The following is a 20,985-nucleotide window of genomic DNA, read 5'->3' on the forward strand; positions in this document are numbered from 1 at the left end:
TTTACATCGCCGAGTTACCGCCCATGGCCCTCTTTTGCAGCACGCAGCGTCCCGCCTCGCAGGTGGCGCCCGGGTCCGTGACGATGGAGCAGGTCGACATCATGCCGTCCGCCTGCTGCTGCTTGCGGCTGGCCTCGGCTTGCGCCTGGGCCAAGGCCTTGAGTTTTTTGCCGTCATTGTCCTTGCTGGACCAGGCCAGGTAGCGCTCGGGGCCGCCGCAGGCTTTGGCGCCGATGGCGATGGTTTGGCATTGCTGCGTGGAATCGCAGGCGGCGGCGCCCACTTCCGCCTGGATTTGCGCCAGCAAGCCGGCATTGCCGGGCGCGGGCGGCGCATCTTGTGCGGGGGCGCTGCGGCAGGCACTGGTGGCCAGCAGCAGGATGGCGGCGCACGCGGCGCGCAGGGCGGAGTAGGTAGGTGTATGCATGCCTTCATCATGTGCCACGCTTGCCCAAATGGCAAGCGCGATTCGCGCGCTGGACGATCCTTGACGCCGGTCATTTTCATTATCAAGCCGTCAAAGTTAATATAAATCAACATCCAATCAGCGATGGTCGGGTGGCGACCGGGCCGCCGCGCTGCATTCCCGCGCCGGTGTGCACCGCCGATTCGGGAATGCTTCCAGGAGTTAGACTATGCGCCGTACCCTCTCCCCCTTTGTCTTCATCGCCAGCCTCGCTTTCAGCGGCACGCTGCACGCCGCCAGCAAGGAGCCGATCCAGCCCATCACGGCCGCCAAGGTGGCCAATCCGGCCATGGTCGAACTGGGCAAGAAACTGTTTTTCGATCCGCGGCTGTCGCGTTCCGGATTTATTTCCTGTAATAGCTGCCATAACCTGAGCATGGGCGGCACGGATAACATCAAGACGTCGATCGGCCACAACTGGCAGCGCGGACCCATCAACTCACCAACGGTGCTCAATTCCAGCATGAACGTGGCGCAATTCTGGGATGGCCGCGCCAAGGATTTGCAGGAGCAGGCGGGCGGCCCCATCGCCAATCCGGGCGAGATGGCTTTTACGCACGAGCTGGCCATCGACGTGCTGGCCTCGATTCCCGCCTACCGCGCGGAATTCCGGCAAGTATTTGGCCAGGATAAATTGACCATCGAGCAAGTCACGCGCGCCATCGCCGCCTTCGAGGAAGTGCTGGTGACGCCCGGTTCGCGCTTCGACCAATGGCTGATGGGCAAGAAAAGCGCGCTGACGAAAGACGAACTGGCCGGCTACCAGCTGTTCAAATCCAGCGGCTGCATCGCCTGCCATAACGGCCCCGCCGTCGGCGGCAATACTTTCCAGAAGATGGGTGTGGTGGAACCGTACAAGACGGCGATGACGGCGCAAGGGCGCTCGGCCGTGACGGGCAAGGATGCCGACCGCTTTAACTTCAAGGTGCCGACCCTGCGCAACGTGGAATTGACGTATCCCTACTTCCACGATGGCGAAGCGGCCACCCTGACGCAGGCCGTCGATGTGATGGGCCGTTTACAGCTGGGCCGCACGTTTGCGCCCGATGAAAACGCGCAACTCGTCGCTTTCCTGAAAACACTCACGGGCAAGCAGCCGCACCTCGTGCTGCCGATCCTGCCGCCATCGAGCGACATAACGCCGCGGCCGGTGCCGTTTGACTGAGTGCTTGTGGTGGGTGTGGTGTCGGATTACGCCCTTGCGGGCTAATCCGACCTTGTATTATTCCCCTCATGCCGTTCGTGGTATTGCGAACGGTATCGACCGCTGTCAAAATCTTGGTAGGCATATCAAGACCGGGTAACTGGATGCCGTATCCGCCCTTAGGCCCCGAGCCAGCTCCGTAGATCTCGCACCAGTTACCCATCCTCCATGTCAAGATCGGACAGTATCTTTGGCACCGGCATGCCGGTTAGCCCGCATTTGCAAGGTAGATCGCAAGAGGACCACAGCATGTTTAATTTAGGAATCGACGTTGCCAAGGCCAAGCTCGACTGCGCGCTGCGCCTGCCCAACGGCAAGCATCGTAACAAGGTTGTCGAGAACAACCACCAAGGATTCACCGCGCTCCACGCATGGCTGCTGAAGCATGCTGCCGGCAGCCCCAGGGTGTGCATGGAAGCGACGGGCACGTATTGGGAAGGGGTTGCCGAATATCTCGCTGGACTTGGCATGGTGGTCAGTGTCATCAATCCGGCCCAGATCAAGGCCTTCAGCGCTTCGCGCCTGGTGCGCACCAAGACCGACAAGGTCGACGCACAGCTGATCGCCGACTTCGCCCATGAACGCCAGCCAGAGCCCTGGCAGGCGCCATCGCCGGCCGAGCAATCGCTGCGCGCGCTGGTGCTGCGCCTGGATGCCTTGCAAGCGATGCGCCAGCAGGAAAGCAACCGGCTTGAAGTGGCGCGCGCGGCGGTACGCCAGGGTATCGAGGATCATATTGCCTGGCTCGACGCCGAGATCAAAGCGCTGATCCTGGCGATCCGCCGTCATATCGATGACGACCCGGATTTACGCGGCAAGCGCGAATTGCTCGATAGCATCCCTGGCCTGGGCGAGCGCACGATTCCCGTGCTGCTGTCCTACTACGCCAATCCTGAGCGCTTCGACAGCGCCAAGCAGGCGGTGGCGTTTGCGGGCCTCGATCCGCGCCAGCACGAGTCGGGTTCCAGCGTGCGTGGCAAGCCACGCATGTCGAAGGTCGGCCACAGTTTCCTGCGCAAGGCACTGTACATGCCGGCCATGGTGGCAGTGCATAAGACGCCTTGGGGCAAGCGCTTCGGTCAGCGCCTGCGTGACGCCGGCAAAGCGCCCAAGCTGATCATTGGCGCCATGATGCGCAAGCTGGTGCACGTGGCATTCGGCGTGCTCAGGTCGGGAAAAATATTTGATCCGGCCTTGCACGCCGCTTGACGGGGATAACAGTATCTACACCTGAGCGAGTAGGTCGGATTAGCGGCGCAGCCGCGTAATCCGACATTTTTTGTTGATATCGCTTATTTCAACGTACGATTGAACAGCTGATAGATGCGGCGGTACTCGTCATACCACGCTTCCGGCTGCACGAAGCCGTGGCGCTCCATCGGGTAGCTGGCCATTTCCCAGTTGTCCTTTTTGAGCTCGATCAAGCGCTGCGACAGGCGCACGGAATCCTGGTAAAACACGTTGTCGTCGATCATGCCGTGGGCGATCAGGAGGTTGCCCGTCAGCTTGTCGGCATATTCGATCGGCGACGAGATTTGATACGCGAGCGGATCGACGTCCGGCGTGTTCAGGATGTTGGCCGTGTACTCGTGGTTGTACGTGGTCCAGTCCGTCACGGGACGCAGGGCGGCGCCAGACTTGAAGATTTCCGGCGCGCGCATCAGGGCCATCAGGCTCATGAAGCCGCCATAACTGCCGCCATAGATGCCCACGTTCTTGATATCGCCCTGGTGCCGGGCTGCCAGCCAGTTGGCGCCATCGATGAAATCTTCCAGTTCCGGGTGGCCCATCTGGCGGTAGATGGCCGTGCGCCAGGCGCTGCCGTAACCGAGCGAGGCGCGGTAGTCGACGTCGAGCACGATGTAACCCTGCTCCACCAGCAGGTTGTGGAACATCTGTTCGCGGAAGTACACGGGGTAGCGCTCGGTCACGTTCTGCAGGTAGCCGGCACCGTGCGCGAACAGGACGATCGGGTAGCGCTTGCCCGCTTCCAGCTGTGCCGGGCGATACAGCTTGGCCCAGATGGGCGCCGCGCCATGCGTGGATGGCACTTGCACCAGTTCCGGCATGACCCAGTTGCGGGCCTTGAAGGCGTCGCTGCGCGTATCGGTCAGGATATTCGCCTTGCCGCCTGCGACGGAAATGGTCGCCAGCTGGGCCGGCATATAGCTGGTCGAATAGCGCAGCAGCAGCTTGCCGCCATCGGGCGACAGGCCGAAGTTTTCCACGCCTTTCAAACTGGTGACTTCGCGCGCGCCGCCATCCCTGGCCGTGCTGGCGCACACTTCATACGTGCCTGGCGCTTGCGGGTTGCACATAAAATAGGCGGTCTTGCCGTCGCGGCTCCATTCGACGGCGCTCACTTCCCATTGCCCGCTGGTCAAGGCGCGCGCGGGTGCGGCGCCCGTTTTCGTGTACAGGTGGGCGTAGCCGCTTTCCTCGGACAGATACCACAGGGTGGCGTTGTCGGGCAGCCAGCCGAATTGCTCGGCGCGGCGGTTGACCCAGGCCGTGTCGCTGATGCGGTGCGCGGGCACGAGGGTGCCGTTGGCCAGGTCGACGGTGGCGAGCCAGCCGTCCTTGTTGTCGATGGCGCGCACGCGCACGGCCGCTTTGGAACCGTCATCGGTCCAGGCGATGCCATCGCGCTGGGCGTCGACGCGCACGGCACGGTTGCCTTTCAGCGGCGGCAGCTTCTGTTCGGCGCGCAGGGAGGCCAGCGGATCGGTGGCGATGCCGGGCAGGCTGTCGAACGGTATCTCGCGCACCTGGCCCGTGCGCAGGTCGGCCAGTTTCAGGCTTTGCGCGATCGGCATGTTGCGGCCCACGCGCGTGCGCTCGTCGTCCGCTTCCGGATAGCCCGTTTCCGTGACGTAGCGTGCCAGTTTGCCCAGCTTGCCCTTTTCGGCGGCCTTGTCTTGCGTGACGAACAGCAGCCAGCGGCCGTCCGGCGACAGGGCACTGCCGGAAATGGTCACTTTGTCGCCCAGGTAGATCGGTTCCGGCGCACGCGTGGCGTCCAGGCGGCGCTCTTCGTGACGGCGCTCGCGGCTCGCATCGCGGTCGTCCTTCTGGCGCGCCAGGTTGACGATCAGGCGCAGCTGCAGCTCGCGCAGGGCGTCCGCCTCCGGCTTGGCGTCCGGGTCCTTGGCCGCGCGCAGCAGGGCGACGGGGGCGCTCAGGCGGTCAGTGCGGCTCCAGCTGAACCAGTCGGTTCCGCTCCGGTACTGCACGGCGCTGCCGTCGGCGGAATACTGCGGGTCGCTGATGGCAGTGACGCCCCGCGTGATCTGGATCAAGGCGCCGTTTTTCAGGTCGCGCTCGAACAAGTCGCCGTTGCGCAGCAGGATGGCGCGCGTGCCGGCCCGGTTGACGATCATCTGCTGCCCATCGAGGTTCGCCAGCTGCGCATCGTCGACCCTCTTGCCGCTATTGAGTTTCGCATGCGCGCCCGATACGTGAAACGTGTCGCGCAGGGGCGAGCCGAGGCGTTTTTGTTTGTAGTAAAGCTGGCCATTCCAGCCCCACCATGCCGCTTCGACGGGTGTGCCGATCCAGTCGGGATCGGCCATGGCCTGGTCCAGCGTGATCGGCGTGGGCGCGGCGGGGGAGGGGGCCGCATGGGCGGCGGGCAGCAGAGATAGCAGCAGGAGCGGCAGCAGGGGAAGAACCAGACGCATCGGAGATCGCTTTAATCAAGGGGGATGGTGAAGGTACAGGCTATGAGGCCGGTATTCTAGCGGAGGAGTTTCGTGCAGGAAATGTCGGAAAGCTAAGCTTGATGCCGGGCCAGCCAGCCGGGAAAGTCGTCAAGCGGCATCGGCCGCGCATACAGGAAGCCTTGCAAGCCGTCGCAATCGTGGGCGACGAGGAAGTCGGCCTGCTCCTGCGTTTCCACGCCTTCGGCCACGACGCGCAAGCCCAGGTGGCGCGCCATGGCCAGGATCGCCTGCACGATGGCCGTGTCGCGCGCATCGCGCGGCGTGTCGTCGATGAAGCGCTTGTCGATTTTCAGTTCGTACAGCGGCATCGAGGTCAGGTAGGAAAGGCTGGAATAGCCGGTGCCGAAATCGTCGATGGAAAAGCGGATGCCCAGGTCCGCCAGTTCGCGCATGCGCGCCAGCGAGGCGTCGCGCTGGTCGATCAGCAAGCCTTCCGTCAATTCCAGGATCAGGGCGCCGGCCAGCGTGCCGTGTTCGGCCAGCGCCGCCTGCACGCGGGCGGCGAAATCGGGCTGGCGAAACTGCGCCGGACTGACGTTGACGGACAGGGGGATGGGCTGACCAGCTTGCGCCAGCACCCTGGCGGCGCGGCACGCTTCGCGCAGGGCCCAGTGCCCGAGCTTGACGATCAGCCCAGATTCCTCGGCAATCGGAATGAAGATATCCGGCGCGATATGGCTGCCGTCCGCCTGCGACCAGCGCATCAGCAATTCGGCGCCCGAAACCCGGCCGTGGCGGTCGACCTGCGGCTGCACGTGCATGCACAATTGCCCCAGGTCGAGGGCGCGCGCCAGCGCCCGTTCCAGGGTCAGGCGGCGCTCCACGCCCGCCTGCATGGCCGCTTCAAAGAAGGCGATGCCGTTGCGTCCTTCCGCCTTGGCGCGGTACATGGCGATGTCCGCTTCGCGCAGCAGGTCGTGCGCCTGCTGGCCCGCTTTCGGCAGCAGGGTCACGCCGATGCTGGCGCTGCAATGATAGGACTGCGCGCCGATCTCGAAGTCGCGCGCGATGGCGGCGCGGATTTTCTCGGCCACCTGTGCCGCCGCGCGGGCGGCGCTGTCCAGGTCATCGGCCAGGTGCGCCAGCAGCACGACGAATTCGTCGCCGCCGATGCGCGCCACCGTGTCGGCCTTGCGCATCAGCTGCGCCAGCCGTTCGCCCGCCAGGCGCAGCAGCGCGTCGCCTGTGGCGTGGCCGCGCGCGTCGTTGATGTGCTTGAAGTGATCGAGGTCGATGAACATCAGTGCGCTGATGGTCTGGTTGCGCGGCGCGGCGGCCAGCAGGTGGCCGATGCGGTCCATCAGCAGGCGCCGGTTGGGCAAGCCCGTCAGCACGTCGTAGAAGGCCAGGCGGTGGATGTCCGCTTCCGATTTCTTGCGCTCGTCGATTTCCCGCTCGACGGCCACCCAGTGCGTCTGCCTGCCTTCCGCATCCGTGAAGGGCACCAGTTCCGCTTCGACCCAGTACGCCTTGCCCGCCTTGTTGTAGTTCAGCAATTCCGCCCTGGCCGGCTGGGCACGGGCCATGGCGGCGGCGATGCGCGCCAGTTCGTCCGCATCGGTGGCGGGGCCTTGCTGGAACAGCAGGCTGCGGCCCAGCACCTCGGCGCGCGCATAGCCGCTGCTGCGTTCGAAGGCGTCATTGACGAAGATGATGCGCGTGGCCGATACCGTCCCGGCGCCGGGGTCGGGCGGGCCGTCCAGCACTTCGGCGATCATCACCATGTCGTTCAGACGGGCCAGCGCCGTGGCCGTCAGGCGCAGCTCGGCGTTCAGCTGCGACAAGGCCTGGCTGCTGTCTTCCAGGTGGCGCAGCAGAAAGGCGCAGGACAGGGTCAGCACGGCGGCGATAAACAGGAAGTTCAGGGCCACGATCAGCGCGCGCAGCACGGGAGAGTCGGGCGTGCCCGGCAGGCGCAGGGCGACGTCGGGATGCAGGCCGAGGAAAAAGATGGTCAGCGTGGTCAGGACCAGGGTCGACAAGGCTGGCCGCATGCCCAGCAGCAGTGCCGCCAGCACGGGCATGAGCATCATGTAAATCTGGCTGACGGGACCGATTTTCAGCAGCAGGCCTACGCCCACCAGATAGGCGACGATGAGGAATTGCCACACGCGCCAGCGGTAGGGCATGGCGCGACTATGCCAGATGAGACCGATCCAGCCGATGGCCAGCAAGTCGAGGACGACGATGGACCAGATCGCCTCGCTCGCGGCCAGCAGCGCGCTGGGAATGGCCGTGACGATGCCAAGCAGCAGCACCACCTGCAACAGGCGGGTAAAGACCAGGCCGCGCCAGTGCGCGAGATCGCTCGATATCGCCACGCTGCCATCCTTCCCCTGGGGTAAGCTGCCGCCGCGCCGTGCATTACTGCTGAGTAAATATTACGCGCTATCAATCCTCTTGTCATCTTGATCATTGGTCATGATTGCCGGCGTTCAGCGTTGCCGCCTCATTCATTGCTCCATTGGTAGGGCATGATCACCTTGCTGGCGACGGGCTTTCCGTCCAGCGTTTCGGGCTGGAAGACGCACTTGGCCAGCGCATCGCGGGCCGCCTCGTCGAGGGCGGGATAGCCACTGGAGCGGATGACTGCCGCTTCGCTGACCTTGCCGTCTGCCTGCACCGTGAAGTGCAAGGTCACCCGGCCCTGGGCACCGCGCCGTTTCTCGCCCGCGGGCCAGGCTGGCGGCGCGCAGCCGGCCGGCATGCTGGCCGGCACGCGCACGGCCGGTGCCGAAATGGGAGCCGACGTGACCGTGTGACAGCCGACCAGGAGGGTGGCGAGGCAGGCGGAGGCCAGCAGGCTGCTGGCAGAGAAAGGGGACAGGCGATAGGGCAAGGGGGAACTCCAAATGGTGGGAGCAAAAAAAAGCCAGCCTGTCGGCTGGCGCTGTGGGGTGAAGCGCACACGGGCGCTTCGAAGCGGCGCCTATTTCTTCGGTGCGCTCAGACATTCTTTCATGAAAGCCTTGCGCGCGTCGCCCTTCATGTCCTTGGCGTCGACATTGCACGCCTTCATCTTGTTTTGCTGCGTCATGGCCGGCGCCGGCTTGGCGCTCAGGCATTCCTTCATGAAGGTTTTGCGCTCATCGCCTTTCTTGCCGGCGGCATCCGCATTGCAGGTGGTCATTTTCGACTGTTGCGCCGTCTTGGCGACGGGTGCCGCTTCCGGTGCGGCGGCAAAGGCGGTGCTGGCAAACGCGGCGGCGATGCAGAGGGCGATTAATTGTTTCATGGCAAATCCTTTAGACGCAAACGATGGAAGGGGGCATGCAACCGGCTGGAAACTGCCGATATGCAGAACGTAACTAACTATATGACATTTATCAACAAAATTTCCACTCGAGTGTGTCTTTTTGTTACTGCCCGGCGCTACGCCCCCGCCGGCTGGCCCGGGCAGCCATGTTGCGGCGGCAGCGGCCCCGTTTTTTGCTATGCTAGCGTCTTTCCACCGGCCGATGCCGCTGCCTTGGCCGGCGCACCCTCAATACGGAGTAGTTATGGTCTCGTTGCAAGAGCAGTTTTTAAAGGCCGGCCTGGTCGACAAGAAGAAGGTCAAATTGGCCAACCAGGACAAGAGCAAGCAGAAAAAGGACGAGCGCAAGAGCGGCACGCAAAGCGTCGACGAGGTGCGCCTGGCCGCGCTTGAGACCCAGCGCAAGAACGCGGAACGCGCGCGCGAACTGAACGCCCAGCGCGATGCGGCCGCCAACCAGAAAGCCATCGTGGCGCAGATCGCGCAAATGGTGCAAAAGAACCGCCAGAGCAAGGGTAACAACGGCGACGTGCCGTATAACTTCACGTTCAACAACAAGATCGAGCGCATCTACGTGACGGCCGCCGTGCAAGCCCACCTGGTGGCGGGCCGTTTGGTGATCGTCTGCCTGGGCGGCGCCGTGGAGCTGGTGCCGCGCATCATCGCCGACAAGATCGCCGAACGCGACCCCGCCATCGTCGTGCGCGTGAAGCAGGCCAGCACGCAAGTGGACGAGGATGATCCGTACGCGGCGTTCCAGATTCCCGATGATTTGATGTGGTAAGAGGGTGATTGCCCGGTGCCGACGGTGCCGGACTGGCGTAACTGCGGGCCGGAAACGGCCCATTTTTATGTGGACTACAAACAAAAACGCCACCCGAAGGTGGCGTTTTTGAACGTGAAACGAATTCTTGGTGGCCCGGGGCGGAATCGAACCACCGACACAAGGATTTTCAATCCTCTGCTCTACCGACTGAGCTACCAGGCCAAGGTGGCGAATTATAGCAGACCAAAACGGGAATGCAAGAGCCAGCTGCGACTTTTCCTGCATTTCCAGGATTTACACTCCGTTACTTGCGCAGGGGTCAAATATGATTTGATATAAACGGTATTTTTCTCAACAAAGGATGGGCGCATAGTGTGGCCATCGTTACTGACTTGAGAGGATTACCGCATGCACGCCACTACCCAACACACCGCCATCCCTGAAATCGGTCTGGGCACCTTCCGCCTGCAGGGGCAGGTCGTCATCGATTCCGTCACCACGGGCCTCGACGTCGGCTACCGCCATATCGACACGGCGCAAATCTACGGCAATGAAGCCGACGTGGGTCAGGCGATCGCGGCCAGCGCCGTCCCGCGCGACGAGTTGTTCGTCACCACCAAGATCTGGATCGACAATCTGCAGCGCGACAAGCTGATTCCCAGTTTAAAAGACAGCCTGCACAAGCTGCAGCTGGAGCAGCTGGATTTGACGCTGATCCACTGGCCGTCGCCGCAGGACGCGATTCCCGTGGCCGAGTACATGGCGGCGCTGGCGCAGGCCAAGGCGCAAGGGCTGACCAAGGCCATCGGCGTATCGAATTTCACGAATGCGCAGCTGCGGCAAGCCATCGATACGGTGGGCGCGGCGGAAATCGCCACGCAGCAGGTCGAGATCCACCCCTTCCTGCAAAACCGCAAGGTCATCGAGTTCGCTCGCAGCCAGGGCATCCACATCACGGCCTACATGCCGCTCGCGTACGGTAAGGTGGTCGTCGATCCGGTCATCATGGCGATTGCAGCCAGACACGGCGTGACGCCGGCGCAAGTAGCCCTGAGCTGGTCGCTGCAGCAGGGCTTTGCCGTGATTCCGTCGTCGACCAGGCGCGCCAACCTGGAAGCGAACCTGCATTTCCAGCGCATCACCCTGTCGCCGGACGAGATGGCGCAGATGGCCACCCTGGAACGGGGCGAGCGTCTGGCCAACCCGGACGGCCTGGCGCCGCAGTGGGATTGAGATGGGCGCCATGACGAAGCTGGGGCAGGGCGGTTTCAGTATCGGCCTGGAACTGCCGCTCGATAATGACTGGTCGTCCATGGGGCGCCAGGCGCATGCGGCCTGCGGCCGCGTGCCGGGCGAGCCGGACATGCAACAGCATGCGGCGCTGGCAAAGCTGGCCGACCGCCTGGGTTTCCGGGCCCTGTGGCTGCGCGACGTGCCCCTGTACGATCCGTCGTTCGGCGATGCGGCCCAGGTCTTCGAGGTATTTACCTATCTGGGCTACCTGGCCGGCATCACCGAGAACATCTTGCTGGGCACGGCCGCCGTGGTGCTGCCGCTGCGCGAACCGGTGCTGACTTTAAAAGCGGCGGCCAGCGTCGACCAGTTGAGCGGCGGGCGTTTGCTGCTGGGCGTGGCCAGCGGCGACCGGCCCGTCGAGTATCCCGTCTTCGGCCGCGACTTCGATCAGCGCGGCGCCGCCTTCCGCGAGCAGGTGGCCATGCTGCGCGACTGGGGAGATATGCGCCTGCCGCCCGGCATCCGCCTGCTGCCCAAGCCGGCCGCGCCGTTGCCGCTGCTGGTGGCCGGGCTGGCGCAGCAGTCACCCGCGTGGATCGGCGCGCAGATGGACGGCTGGCTCGCCTATCCGGGCACGCCGGAAGACCATGCGCGGCGTTCCGCCCAATGGCGCGCCGTGGCCGGGGACGACAAGCCGTATGTCAGCTTCATCCACCTTGACCTGGACGACGATCCGGCCTTGCCGCTGCAGCGTTTCCGCTTCGGCGGTCGCACGGGGTGCGATGGACTGATCGCCGAGCTGCACGCCATGCGCGCGGCCGGCGTGCGGCATATCGGCCTGCAACTGCGGCAGAACCGCCGCCCGCTGGGCGAGACGATGCAGGAGATCGGGGAATACGTGCTGCCCGTGTTTCATGGCGCCGCTTGACCTGGGGCATGCGTTCTGTACTTCCTGACTAGCTGAAACGGGGGCGGCAAACGCTATAATGACCGCATGAACAGTCCCACTCCCCCCACCATGCGGCGCTTCATGCACAGCCACAGCGACGTTTGCATCGTCGGCAACGGCGCCATCGCGAAAACCACGGCGCTGGCGTTTGCCCAGGCAGGACAAAGCGTCACGCTGTTATCCCCGGCGAACCCTCCGGCACCTGCCGCCAAGCCGGTCGAAGCCAGCTGGGATGTGCGCGTGTATGCGCTCAATCATACGGCGCACCAGCTGCTGTCGTCGCTGAAGGTATGGGGCGCGCTGGAGGGCGACAGGGTGGCGCCCGTCGACGCCATGCTGGTCAACGGCGACGGCGCGCAGGCGGGAGGACTCGGTTTCGACGCCTACGGCGCCCATGTGGGCGCTCTGGCGTGGATCATCGAAGACCGCAACCTGGGCCAGGCGCTGGACGCCGCCCTGAAATTCGCGCCGAACGTCAGCGTGCTGCAGGGCCGCGCCAGCCGCCTGGAATGGACAAACGACTCGGCCATCGTGCACCTCGACGGCGGCGACACCATCACTTGCGCGCTGGTCGTGGGCGCTGACGGCGCCCAGTCGTGGGTGCGCGGCCAGTGCGACATCGGCCTCGATTACCGCTCCTACGGCCAGCGCGGCGTGGTCAGCAACTTCGCCTGCGAAAAACCGCACCATGGCGCGGCCCACCAGTGGTTTACGGGCAGCGAAGGCATCGTCGCGCTGCTGCCGCTGCCGGGCGACCGCGTTTCGCTGGTCTGGTCGGCGCCCGATGCGCTGGCCGATACCTTGATGGCCGAATCGGCCGACGCCCTGGCTGCGCGCCTGGCCGCGTATTGCCACGACAAACTGGGTAAACTCACGCCGCTGCAGCCGGAACTGGTGCGCGCGTTCCCGCTGACCCTGATGCGCCCGCACGCCATGGTGGCGCCGCGCGTGGCCCTGGTGGGCGACGCCGCCCACGTGGTGCACCCGATGGCCGGCCACGGCATGAACCTGGGCTTTGCCGACGTGGCGCAGCTGGTCAAGACGATCGGCGAACGCGAAGCGCACCGCGGCATTGGCGACGAGCGCGTGCTGGCCCGCTATGCCCGCGCGCGCAAGGAAGACGTGCTGCTGATGCAGCTGGCCACCGATGGCCTGGCGCGTTTGTTCGGTGCCGATCTGGAGCCGTTGCGCGTGGTTCGCAATTTGGGATTAAACTTGCTGGATAAATTACCTGCGCTGAAGCGAAAAATGATCTCGCACGCATTGGGACATCCGTAAATATCAGCGTATCTTAAGATATCGCCGGATAATGGCAGCAGTGAAAATTCAAGGTCGCCGCAGCTGGTCTGCGGCGATCGTTTTGTCGAAAAGATAACGACGCCGGGCCAGAGGCCAGTCCCGCCGGGCGTTTCAAGTGGAGAAGTGATAGTGATCAAAATGAGCAGAATCGCATTGGTACTGGCCTCGGGCCTGATGATGTCGTGCGCCGGCGCGGAAACGCCGACGGAAGCGAGCATCAAAAAGCTGATCGAGCCGCGCCTGGGCGAAGGCGCCAAGGTGGACTCGGTCAAGGAAACCCCGTATGGCGGCCTGTACGAAGTGCGCACGGGCGGCGACATCCTGTACACGGACAAATCCGCGCAATACCTGTTCGTCGGCCACGTCTTCGACGCCAAGACGTCGCAGGACCTGACCAAGGTGCGCCTGGACGAAGTCAACCGCATCAAGTTCTCGGACTTGCCGCTCGATTCGGCCATGAAAACCGTCAAGGGCAATGGCAAGCGCGTGATCGCCGTGTTCGAAGATCCGAACTGCGGCTACTGCAAGCGCTTCCGCCAGAACGCGCTGAAGGAAATCGACAACGTCACCGTCTACACCTTCATGTACAACATCCTGTCGCCGGACTCCATCGTCAAGTCGCGCAATGTCTGGTGCGCGCCGGACCGCAACAAGGCCTGGGATGACTGGATGTTGAACGGCAAGGCGCCAGCCACGGTCGCCGCCACTTGCGCCAACCCGCACGAAAAAATCCTGGCCCTGGGCCAGCAATTGCGCGTCTCGGGCACGCCAGCCATCTTCTTTGCCGACGGCAGCCGCATTCCGGGCGCGGTCGATGCGAAGACGCTGGAACAGAAATTCTCGACCATTAAGTAATCCGGGCTGTCGCCAGGAAGGCTGGACGGCGCGCCCTCGCAAGGCGCGCTTTTTTTTGCGTTTTTTTCCGCTGTCGTATCATCAAGTGTAGTTCGTAGACGCCATAACAATCCAAAAAAGGGGAAGCAGCAGATGATTACCTTGAATATCAACGGACGCGACACGCAAGTCGACGCCGATCCTTCCACGCCCATCTTGTGGGCGCTGCGCGATAACCTGAACATGACGGGCACCAAGTTCGGTTGCGGCGCGGCCCTGTGCGGCGCCTGCACGGTGCACCTCGACGGCCAGCCGATCCGCTCGTGCATCACGCCCATTTCATCTGTGGGCGCGCAAAAGATCACCACCATCGAAGCGATGGAAAACGACCAGGTGGGCAAGGCCGTGCAGGCGGCATGGGTGCGCCACGACGTGCCGCAATGCGGCTACTGTCAAAGCGGCCAGGTGATGAGCGCGACGGCGCTGCTGCGCACGAACAAGGCGCCCAGCGATGCCGACATCGACGGCGCCATGAGCGGCAATATCTGCCGCTGCGGCACCTATCAACGGATCCGCGCAGCCATCAAGGACGCGGCCAAGACCCTGGCCTGAGGAGAGCGACATGCGTATCGAATGGTTGAATCAGGAAGCATTGCAGCATGGCGCAGTGACCTTGGGCACGGCGCTGGCATCGGCGCCGGTGGCCGATGGCGTCTCGCGGCGTGGATTCATGAAGGCCGGCGCGGCGGCGGGCGGCGGCTTGATGCTGGGATTTTTCCTGCCCGGCGCGGGCAAGCTGGCGCAGGCGGCCGATGCCGCCCCCGCCAAGCCCGTGTATGCGCCGAACGCCTTCTTGCACATCGCCCCAGATAACACGGTGACGGTGCAGGTGAACCGGCTGGAATTCGGCCAGGGCGTGCAAACGAGCTTGCCCATGCTGATCGCCGAGGAACTCGACGCCGACTGGAGCCTGGTGCATGGCGCACTGGCGCCGGCTGGCGAGCAGTACAAGGATGCCGCCTATGGCATGCAGATGACGGGCGGCTCGGGCAGCATCGCCCATTCGTTTACGCAGTACCGCGAAATCGGCGCCAAGGCGCGCGCCATGCTGGTGGGCGCCGCCGCCGCGCAGTGGAAAGTCAATCCCGACCAGGTACGGGCCGCCAAGGGCGTGCTGTATGGCCCCGGCGGACAAAAGGCGACGTATGGCGAGTTTGCCGACGCGGCCATGCGCCAGCCCTTGCCCGCCACCGTCAAGCTGAAGGACCCGCGCGAATTTTCCATCATCGGCAAACCCGTGAAACGCCTGGACGCGGCCGCCAAGTCCACGGGAAAACAGCAGTTCGGAATCGACTTCAAGCCGCCCGGCGCGAAGGTGGCCATGGTGGCGCGCCCGCCCGTGTTTGGCGCGAAGGTGGCGAAATTCGACGCCAGCAAGGCGAAAGCCATCAAGGGCGTGCTGGAGGTGCTGGAAGTGAAAACCGACCGTGGCGGCAGCGGCGTGGCCGTCATCGCCGACGGTTACTGGCCCGCCAAGCAGGGGCGCGATGCGCTGGTGATCGAGTGGGACAGCAGCGCCGTGGAAAAGGTCAGCAGCGACCAGCAACTGGCCGCCTTCAAGGCGCTGGCCAGGACGCCGGGCACGGTGGCGCGCGCATTCGATGTCTCGGCATTGGCCAAGGCGCCGAAGAAGATCGAAGCCGTCTACGAATTCCCCTACCTGGCGCACGCGCCGATGGAGCCGCTCAATTGCGTGGTCGACCTGCAGGCCGACAAATGCACGATGTGGGTCGGTTCGCAATTCCAGACGGGCGACCAGGCGGCGATTGCCGCTACTTCCGGCCTGAAACCCGAGCAGGTGACCCTGCACACGATGATGGCGGGCGGCGGCTTCGGCCGGCGCGCCGTGCCCTCGTCCGACTACGTGGTCGAAGCCGTCAACGTCGCCAAGGCGTACCGGGCTGCGGGCAAGAGCGGTCCATTAAAGCTGATGTGGAGCCGCGAGGATGACATCAAGGGCGGCTACTACCGGCCGTCGCATGTGCACCGCGCGCAGATCGGCCTCGACGCCAAGGGCAAGATACTCGCCTGGGACCACACCATCGTGGGCCAGTCCATCATGGCCGGCACGCCGTTCGAAGCGTTCATGGTGAAAAATGGCGTCGACGGCACCATGGTCGAAGGCATGGGCGAGCCGTACACCTTGCCGATGAAGCTGTCCGTGCATACGGCCAAGGCAAACGTGCCCGTGCTGTGGTGGCGCTCCGTCGGCTCGACGCATACGGCCTTCGTCATGGAGACACTGATCGACGAAGCGGCGCACGTGGCGAAGATGGATCCCGTCGCCTACCGCAAGCAGCTGATCGACGCCAAGCACACGCGCCACATCGCCGCGCTGGACCTGGCCGTGGCCAAGTCCGGTTATGGCAAGAAGAAGCTGCCGAAAGGGCAGGCCTGGGGCGTGGCCATGCACGAGTCGTTCAACTCTGTCGTCGCCTACGTGGTGACGGCCTCCGTGGTGGAGGGGGCGCCCAAGCTGCACCAGGTATGGGCGGGCGTGCATTGCAACCTGGCCGTCAACCCCTTGACGATCGAGGCGCAAGTGCAGGGCGCCGCGCTGATGGCGCTGGGCATGACCATCCCCGGCGCGGCCATCACGCTCAAGGATGGCGTGGTGGAGCAGCAGAACTTCGGCGACTACCCCGTGCCGCGCATGCCCGACATGCCTGTGATCGAGGTGCACCTGGTGCCGTCGGGCGATGCGCCGACGGGCATGGGCGAACCGGGCGTGCCGCCGCTGGCGCCCGCGTTTGCCAACGCGCTGTTCGCCCTGACGGGCAAGCGCCTGCGCAAGCTGCCGTTCGACCTGGCGGCCGCATGACGGCAGCGGCTTTTTGAGTACGGTCGGCATCTTGCTGGCAGCCGGAAGGGGACGCAGGTTCGACCCTTCCGGCGTACAGAACAAATTATTGCAGCCGCTGGCCGAAGGCCCGCATGCGGGCTTGCCCGTGGTAGTGGCAGCGGCCAGGAACATGCTGGCGGCCCTGCCGCGCGTGCTGGCCGTGGTGCGCGCCGACGATACGCAGGTGGCGCGCGTGCTCGGCGCGCTCGGCTGCGAGGTACGCGTCTGCCATGACGCCGACACGGGCATGGCCGCGTCGCTGACCTGCGCCATCGATTACGTGCGCGGCGCGCCGGGCTGGCTGATCGCCCTGGGCGACATGCCTTTCGTGGAAGCGGCTACAATCGCCGCCTTGTCGCAAGCCGTCGGCGATGGTGCGCACATCGCCGTGCCCGTGTTCCAGGGACGGCGCGGCAATCCTGTCGCATTCGGCGCTTTTCACTTGCCGCTGCTGCTGGCGCTCGATGGCGACCAGGGCGCGCGCAGCATCGTCAACAGCCATGCCGTATGCGAAGTGACAGTGGACGACGTCGGCATCTTGCGCGATATTGATACCCCTGACGATTTGTCGCCGGTGCCTGGCGCGCCCGGGCGATTGTAGAACATCCATGCCAGACACGAGGAAAACATGAAGAAAGCACCGATTCAAAAAATCACCGCCAAGGCGGGAGCCAAGGCAAGCGGCAAAGCCACAAGCAAAGCCGCGGCGAAAACCGCAGTGAAAATCGCAGTGAAAACCACGCCGGCCGCCGGCATTATCTACAGCATCGCCGCCGCTGATCTGGCTGGCCACATGTTCAAGGTGACGTTGACCGTCAAGTCGCCGGCCGCCATCGGCCAGGTATTTGCCTTGCCGGCCTGGATCCCGGGCAGCTACATGATCCGCGAATTTTCGCGCAACATCGTCAGCATCCGCGCCGAGTCCGAGGGCAAGGCCGTGGCGCTGACCAAACTGGACAAGCATTCGTGGCAAGCCGCCCCGTGCAAGGGCCCATTGACGGTCGAATACGACGTCTACGCCTGGGACCTGTCCGTGCGCGCCGCCCACCTGGACCAGAATCACGGCTTCTTCAACGGCACCAGCGTGTTTTTGCGCGTGCTGGGCCAGGAATCCGACGCCCATGAAGTGCATATCGTGCAGCCCAAGGATGCGGCCTGCAAGACCTGGCGAGTCGCCACCACCCTGCCGGAACTGAAGGCCAAGCGCTACGGCTTCGGCAGCTACCAGGCGGCCAACTACGATGAGCTGATCGACCATCCGGTGGAAATGGGCGACTTCGCGCTGGCCACCTTCACCGCATATGGCGTGCCGCACGATATCGTCGTCACGGGCAAGGTGCCGAACCTGGACTTGCCGCGTTTGTGCCGCGACCTGAAAGCCATCTGCGAAACGCAGATCGCCTTCTTCGAGCCGAAGACAAAAAAAGCGCCGATGGACCGCTATGTGTTCATGGCCATGGCCGTCGGCGATGGTTACGGCGGCCTCGAACACCGCGCCTCGACGGCGCTGATCTGCGCGCGCGCCGACCTGCCGACGACGGCCTCCAACAGCACGGAGATCGGCGACGGCTACCTGAAATTCCTGGGCCTGTGCAGCCACGAGTACTTCCACACCTGGAACGTCAAGCGCATCAAGCCGGCCGCCTTCGCGCCGTACAACCTGCAGGCGGAAAGCTATTCGCCGCTGCTGTGGCTGTTCGAGGGTTTCACCAGCTATTACGACGACCTGATGCTGGTGCGCGCGGGCCTGATCGACGAGGCGGCCTATTTCAAACTGCTTGGAAAAACCGTCAACAGCGTCTTGCGCGGCAGCGGCCGCACCAAGCAAAGCGTGGCCGACTCGAGCTTCGACGCCTGGGGCAAGTACTACCGCCAGGATGAAAACGCGCCGAACGCCATCGTCAGCTACTACACCAAGGGTTCGCTGATCGCGCTGGCTTTCGATTTGACTTTGCGCAGCAAGACGAATGGCGCAAAATCGCTGGACGACGTGATGCAGGCGCTGTGGCAGCGCTACGGCCGCGATTTCTACAAGGGGAAAGCGCGCGGCGTGACGCCGGCCGAAGTCGAAGCCCTGTTCGACGAGGTCTCCGGCACGCGCATGAAACCGTTCTTCGAGCGCTACATCCGCGGCACGGACGACGTGCCGCTGGCGCGCCTGCTGGCGCCGTTCGGCGTGAAATACAGCGACGCGCGCAAGGCGGAAAAAGCCAGCCTGGACGTCAACCTGGGCCGCGACGGCAACGACGCCAGATTGGCGCAGGTGCACCAGGGCGGCGCCGCCCACGTGGCTGGCCTGTCGGCGGGCGACGTGCTGGTGGCCGTCGATGGCTTGCGCGTGACGGGCAACCCGGCGAACCTGGACACCTTGCTGGGCCGTTACGCCGTCGGCGCCAAGGTGGCCATTCACGCCTTCCGCCGCGACGAGCTGATGACATTCACCGCCGTGCTGCAGGGCGACCGCGTGCCGGGTGTCAGCTTGACCCTGCTGCCGGCCCCAAAGAAAGCCACGGGGCCGAAGCGTCCTAGCGCGGCATGATGCTGTTTATCGTGCAGTAAGACAGAAACCGGCCGTCACTGGCCGGTTTTCTATTTCAGGCAGCAATGTCTCAATGTAACGCCTCCCCTGAAATTGGCGTATTGCCATCATATTTACTGCAAATGAACTAATTTTTCTTTAACTAAACTAAAATTGCCGAACTGATTCTTTTCGACCGCGCCCAACGTGCAAACCCTCGATCCTCGAACGATTATGCTGATGACGACCCTGATGTGCGGGGCGATGAGCATCGTCATGTTCTCGGTGTATCGCAGTTTCCGGCGCGAGGTGCATGGCCTCGGACATTGGGCGGCCGGTTTGCTGCTGCTGGTGTGCGCGTCCCTGCTGTTCGGCACCCGCGAAGTGCTGCCGCCGGCATTGTCCATAATCGCGGCCAATGCGGCGCTGGTGGCCGGCATCGGCCTGTCGATGCTGGGCACGGAGAAGTTCTTTGGCCTGGCGCCCAGCCGCCGTGCCTATCTGCTGATACTTGTCCTGGCCATCGCCGGCAATTGCTGGTGGCTGCTGGCGCACCCCGACTTCTCGGCGCGCGTGGCGGTATTCTCCCTGCTGGTCTTCCTGTTTTATGCGCGCCAGGTGCAACTGGTATGGCGCCATGGCGAGCGCCATTTCTCGAGTTTTTTCTTTGGCGCGCTGATGCTGATGCAAGCGGTCGTGGTGCTGGTGCGCGGCGTGTCGGCCTTGCTGCATGGCGGCGCCAGCGTGAACCTGACGGTGGCAGGCACGCCGGCCGGCATCTATCTGGCGGTTGCCAATTTCATGGCGCTGCTGCTGACGGTAGGCTTCATGACGGTGGCGACCCGGCGCCTGCAGCAGATACTGGAGCGCCGCTCGACCCATGATCCGCTGACGCAGGTGCTGAACCGGCGCGGCTTTGGCGACGCCTATGCGCGCGAAATCGGCAATCTGCGGCGCCGCCGTTTGCCGCTGACACTGCTCAGCATCGACCTCGATTACTTCAAATTGATCAATGACCGCCACGGTCACGCGGTGGGCGACCAGGTGCTGGCGCATGTGGCCGCCGTTATCAAAGGCGCCCTGCGCGAATCGGATTGCGTGGCGCGTTTCGGCGGCGAGGAGTTCGTCGTGCTGATGCCGGATATGCCGGTGCATAACGCGCTGGGCGTGGCCGAACGCATCCGCGCCTTGCTGCGCGAGCCCAGTCATGCGGGGCTGCCACCGTGTACGGTCAGCATCGGCGTCGCTTGCCAGGCATCGGTGGTGGAAGGGCTGGAACAGTTGCTGTCGCGCGCCGATGCGGCCCTGTACCTGGCCAAGGAGCGGGGACGCGACCGCATCGAACTCGATGCTTGTGCGTTTACTGAGGACCGGACAATGTCCGCAGCTGGAAGCGGTACTGGTCGTTGAAGAGGAAAGTTTCGGAAAAATCGAAGGTGCGGGCGTGGCGGCGCATCAGGTGTGCGGCCGGCGGAAAGAGGACCTGCACGCGCCGCACGGCGGCCAGCGCGGCGGCCGATGCTTCGCTGTCGCGCGAACGGTGCACGTGCACGCTTTTCAGTTCGCCATCGGGACCCACGCTCAGGTCGAGCACGACGATGGCCGGCAGCATGGGCGGCAGGCGCCCGCTGAACGTGTATTCTGCGTTGGCCGCCATGATCTGCTGCGCCACCAGCGACTTGTAGACGTCGATGCTGGCGGCAAGCTGTATCGCGGCCGGCGTGCGAGGGGGCGTGGGCGTGGGCGCGGTTGGCGGGGGCGCAGTCTGGCAAGCCGACAGCAGGGCAGCAGTGGCAAGGACGGTGATCGCGTGTCTCATGGCTGCCAGCCTAC

18 protein-coding genes and 1 tRNA gene are annotated in these 20,985 nt (G+C 64.2%); 12 read left to right on the plus strand and 7 right to left on the minus strand.

Annotated features, from left to right (window positions below; all coding sequences use genetic code 11):
- Position 1: 1 nt before the first annotated feature.
- Positions 2-427, minus strand: coding sequence for a hypothetical protein (locus JAB4_RS04655; RefSeq protein WP_070222993.1), 426 nt, complete (start codon positions 425-427; stop codon positions 2-4).
- A 208-nt stretch (positions 428-635) separates the two neighbouring features.
- On the opposite strand from JAB4_RS04655, the gene JAB4_RS04660 reads away from it, so the two are divergent.
- A complete protein-coding gene (locus JAB4_RS04660) occupies positions 636-1,631 on the plus strand; it encodes a cytochrome-c peroxidase (protein ID WP_070222994.1) in 996 nt (331 codons plus the stop codon).
- A gap of 288 nt (positions 1,632-1,919) precedes the next feature.
- Positions 1,920-2,879, plus strand: coding sequence for an IS110 family transposase (locus tag JAB4_RS04665; RefSeq protein ID WP_121668350.1), 960 nt, complete (start codon positions 1,920-1,922; stop codon positions 2,877-2,879).
- Positions 2,880-2,962: 83 nt separating this feature from the next.
- Here JAB4_RS04665 and JAB4_RS04670 read toward each other — a convergent pair whose 3' ends face one another.
- The 4 genes from JAB4_RS04670 to JAB4_RS04685 all read right to left on the minus strand — a co-directional run bounded on the left by JAB4_RS04670 (position 2,963) and on the right by JAB4_RS04685 (position 8,627).
- Entirely contained in the window at positions 2,963-5,350 is a 2,388-nt protein-coding gene (locus JAB4_RS04670; RefSeq protein ID WP_070223809.1) for a S9 family peptidase, read from the minus strand.
- Between the two features lie 92 nt (positions 5,351-5,442).
- On the minus strand, positions 5,443-7,713 hold the full coding sequence (locus JAB4_RS04675) for an EAL domain-containing protein (protein WP_070223807.1): 2,271 nt from the start codon (positions 7,711-7,713) through the stop codon (positions 5,443-5,445).
- A 128-nt stretch (positions 7,714-7,841) separates the two neighbouring features.
- Positions 7,842-8,231 carry an energy transducer TonB gene (locus JAB4_RS04680; protein WP_083287464.1) on the minus strand — a complete coding sequence of 130 codons (390 nt, stop codon included), beginning with the start codon at positions 8,229-8,231 and terminating at the stop codon, positions 7,842-7,844.
- A gap of 90 nt (positions 8,232-8,321) precedes the next feature.
- Positions 8,322-8,627, minus strand: a complete 306-nt coding sequence (locus JAB4_RS04685; RefSeq protein WP_046682222.1) for a PsiF family protein — start codon at positions 8,625-8,627, stop codon at positions 8,322-8,324.
- 265 nt (positions 8,628-8,892) lie between these two features.
- Between JAB4_RS04685 and JAB4_RS04690 the strand changes: the two genes are divergently transcribed.
- Positions 8,893-9,432 (plus strand): DUF2058 domain-containing protein, encoded by a 540-nt coding sequence (locus tag JAB4_RS04690; RefSeq protein WP_070223805.1) that lies wholly within the window; start codon positions 8,893-8,895, stop codon positions 9,430-9,432.
- 128 nt (positions 9,433-9,560) lie between these two features.
- On the opposite strand, the gene JAB4_RS04695 is transcribed toward JAB4_RS04690, so the two are convergent.
- Positions 9,561-9,636 (minus strand) — tRNA-Phe (locus JAB4_RS04695).
- A gap of 186 nt (positions 9,637-9,822) precedes the next feature.
- Between JAB4_RS04695 and dkgB the strand changes: the two genes are divergently transcribed.
- From dkgB to JAB4_RS04740, 9 genes are all read left to right on the plus strand, one after another.
- On the plus strand, positions 9,823-10,647 hold the full coding sequence (dkgB, locus tag JAB4_RS04700) for a 2,5-didehydrogluconate reductase DkgB (protein ID WP_070223803.1): 825 nt from the start codon (positions 9,823-9,825) through the stop codon (positions 10,645-10,647).
- A gap of 1 nt (position 10,648) precedes the next feature.
- Positions 10,649-11,578, plus strand: a complete 930-nt coding sequence (locus JAB4_RS04705) for an LLM class oxidoreductase (RefSeq protein ID WP_070223801.1) — start codon at positions 10,649-10,651, stop codon at positions 11,576-11,578.
- A 66-nt stretch (positions 11,579-11,644) separates the two neighbouring features.
- Positions 11,645-12,877, plus strand: a complete 1,233-nt coding sequence (locus JAB4_RS04710; protein ID WP_070223799.1) for an FAD-dependent monooxygenase — start codon at positions 11,645-11,647, stop codon at positions 12,875-12,877.
- A 159-nt stretch (positions 12,878-13,036) separates the two neighbouring features.
- Positions 13,037-13,753, plus strand: coding sequence for a DsbC family protein (locus JAB4_RS04715; protein ID WP_070223812.1), 717 nt, complete (start codon positions 13,037-13,039; stop codon positions 13,751-13,753).
- A gap of 132 nt (positions 13,754-13,885) precedes the next feature.
- Complete coding sequence (locus JAB4_RS04720; RefSeq protein ID WP_034753534.1) at positions 13,886-14,344, plus strand: (2Fe-2S)-binding protein; 459 nt, start codon at positions 13,886-13,888, stop codon at positions 14,342-14,344.
- Between the two features lie 10 nt (positions 14,345-14,354).
- Positions 14,355-16,613, plus strand: a complete 2,259-nt coding sequence (locus JAB4_RS04725; protein ID WP_070223797.1) for a xanthine dehydrogenase family protein molybdopterin-binding subunit — start codon at positions 14,355-14,357, stop codon at positions 16,611-16,613.
- A 13-nt stretch (positions 16,614-16,626) separates the two neighbouring features.
- Complete coding sequence (locus tag JAB4_RS04730) at positions 16,627-17,235, plus strand: nucleotidyltransferase family protein (RefSeq protein WP_070223796.1); 609 nt, start codon at positions 16,627-16,629, stop codon at positions 17,233-17,235.
- Between the two features lie 117 nt (positions 17,236-17,352).
- Positions 17,353-19,173, plus strand: a complete 1,821-nt coding sequence (locus tag JAB4_RS04735; protein ID WP_175444842.1) for a M61 family metallopeptidase — start codon at positions 17,353-17,355, stop codon at positions 19,171-19,173.
- Positions 19,174-19,392: 219 nt separating this feature from the next.
- Positions 19,393-20,562 carry a GGDEF domain-containing protein gene (locus tag JAB4_RS04740; protein ID WP_227742096.1) on the plus strand — a complete coding sequence of 390 codons (1,170 nt, stop codon included), beginning with the start codon at positions 19,393-19,395 and terminating at the stop codon, positions 20,560-20,562.
- Here JAB4_RS04740 and JAB4_RS04745 read toward each other — a convergent pair.
- A complete protein-coding gene (locus tag JAB4_RS04745; protein ID WP_070223791.1) occupies positions 20,513-20,971 on the minus strand; it encodes a hypothetical protein in 459 nt (152 codons plus the stop codon). The genes JAB4_RS04740 and JAB4_RS04745 overlap by 50 nt on opposite strands.
- Between the last annotated feature and the right edge of the window lie 14 nt (positions 20,972-20,985).

It is taken from the genome of Janthinobacterium sp. HH102, assembly GCF_001758625.2.
Classification (GTDB): domain Bacteria; phylum Pseudomonadota; class Gammaproteobacteria; order Burkholderiales; family Burkholderiaceae_D; genus Janthinobacterium.

What these genes read in the sequence shown, in the direction of transcription:
- JAB4_RS04670 (WP_070223809.1), bottom strand. Translation starts at nt 5,350, where the DNA reads ATGCGTCTGGTTCTTCCCCTGCTGCCGCTCCTGCTGCTATCTCTGCTG.
- JAB4_RS04710 (WP_070223799.1), top strand. Translation starts at nt 11,645, where the DNA reads ATGAACAGTCCCACTCCCCCCACCATGCGGCGCTTCATGCACAGCCAC.
- dkgB (WP_070223803.1), top strand. Translation starts at nt 9,823, where the DNA reads ATGCACGCCACTACCCAACACACCGCCATCCCTGAAATCGGTCTGGGC.
- JAB4_RS04705 (WP_070223801.1), top strand. Translation starts at nt 10,649, where the DNA reads ATGGGCGCCATGACGAAGCTGGGGCAGGGCGGTTTCAGTATCGGCCTG.
- JAB4_RS04740 (WP_227742096.1), top strand. Translation starts at nt 19,393, where the DNA reads ATGACGACCCTGATGTGCGGGGCGATGAGCATCGTCATGTTCTCGGTG.
- JAB4_RS04660 (WP_070222994.1), top strand. Translation starts at nt 636, where the DNA reads ATGCGCCGTACCCTCTCCCCCTTTGTCTTCATCGCCAGCCTCGCTTTC.
- JAB4_RS04725 (WP_070223797.1), top strand. Translation starts at nt 14,355, where the DNA reads ATGCGTATCGAATGGTTGAATCAGGAAGCATTGCAGCATGGCGCAGTG.
- JAB4_RS04665 (WP_121668350.1), top strand. Translation starts at nt 1,920, where the DNA reads ATGTTTAATTTAGGAATCGACGTTGCCAAGGCCAAGCTCGACTGCGCG.
- JAB4_RS04655 (WP_070222993.1), bottom strand. Translation starts at nt 427, where the DNA reads ATGCATACACCTACCTACTCCGCCCTGCGCGCCGCGTGCGCCGCCATC.
- JAB4_RS04690 (WP_070223805.1), top strand. Translation starts at nt 8,893, where the DNA reads ATGGTCTCGTTGCAAGAGCAGTTTTTAAAGGCCGGCCTGGTCGACAAG.
- JAB4_RS04715 (WP_070223812.1), top strand. Translation starts at nt 13,037, where the DNA reads ATGAGCAGAATCGCATTGGTACTGGCCTCGGGCCTGATGATGTCGTGC.
- JAB4_RS04745 (WP_070223791.1), bottom strand. Translation starts at nt 20,971, where the DNA reads ATGAGACACGCGATCACCGTCCTTGCCACTGCTGCCCTGCTGTCGGCT.
- JAB4_RS04685 (WP_046682222.1), bottom strand. Translation starts at nt 8,627, where the DNA reads ATGAAACAATTAATCGCCCTCTGCATCGCCGCCGCGTTTGCCAGCACC.
- JAB4_RS04720 (WP_034753534.1), top strand. Translation starts at nt 13,886, where the DNA reads ATGATTACCTTGAATATCAACGGACGCGACACGCAAGTCGACGCCGAT.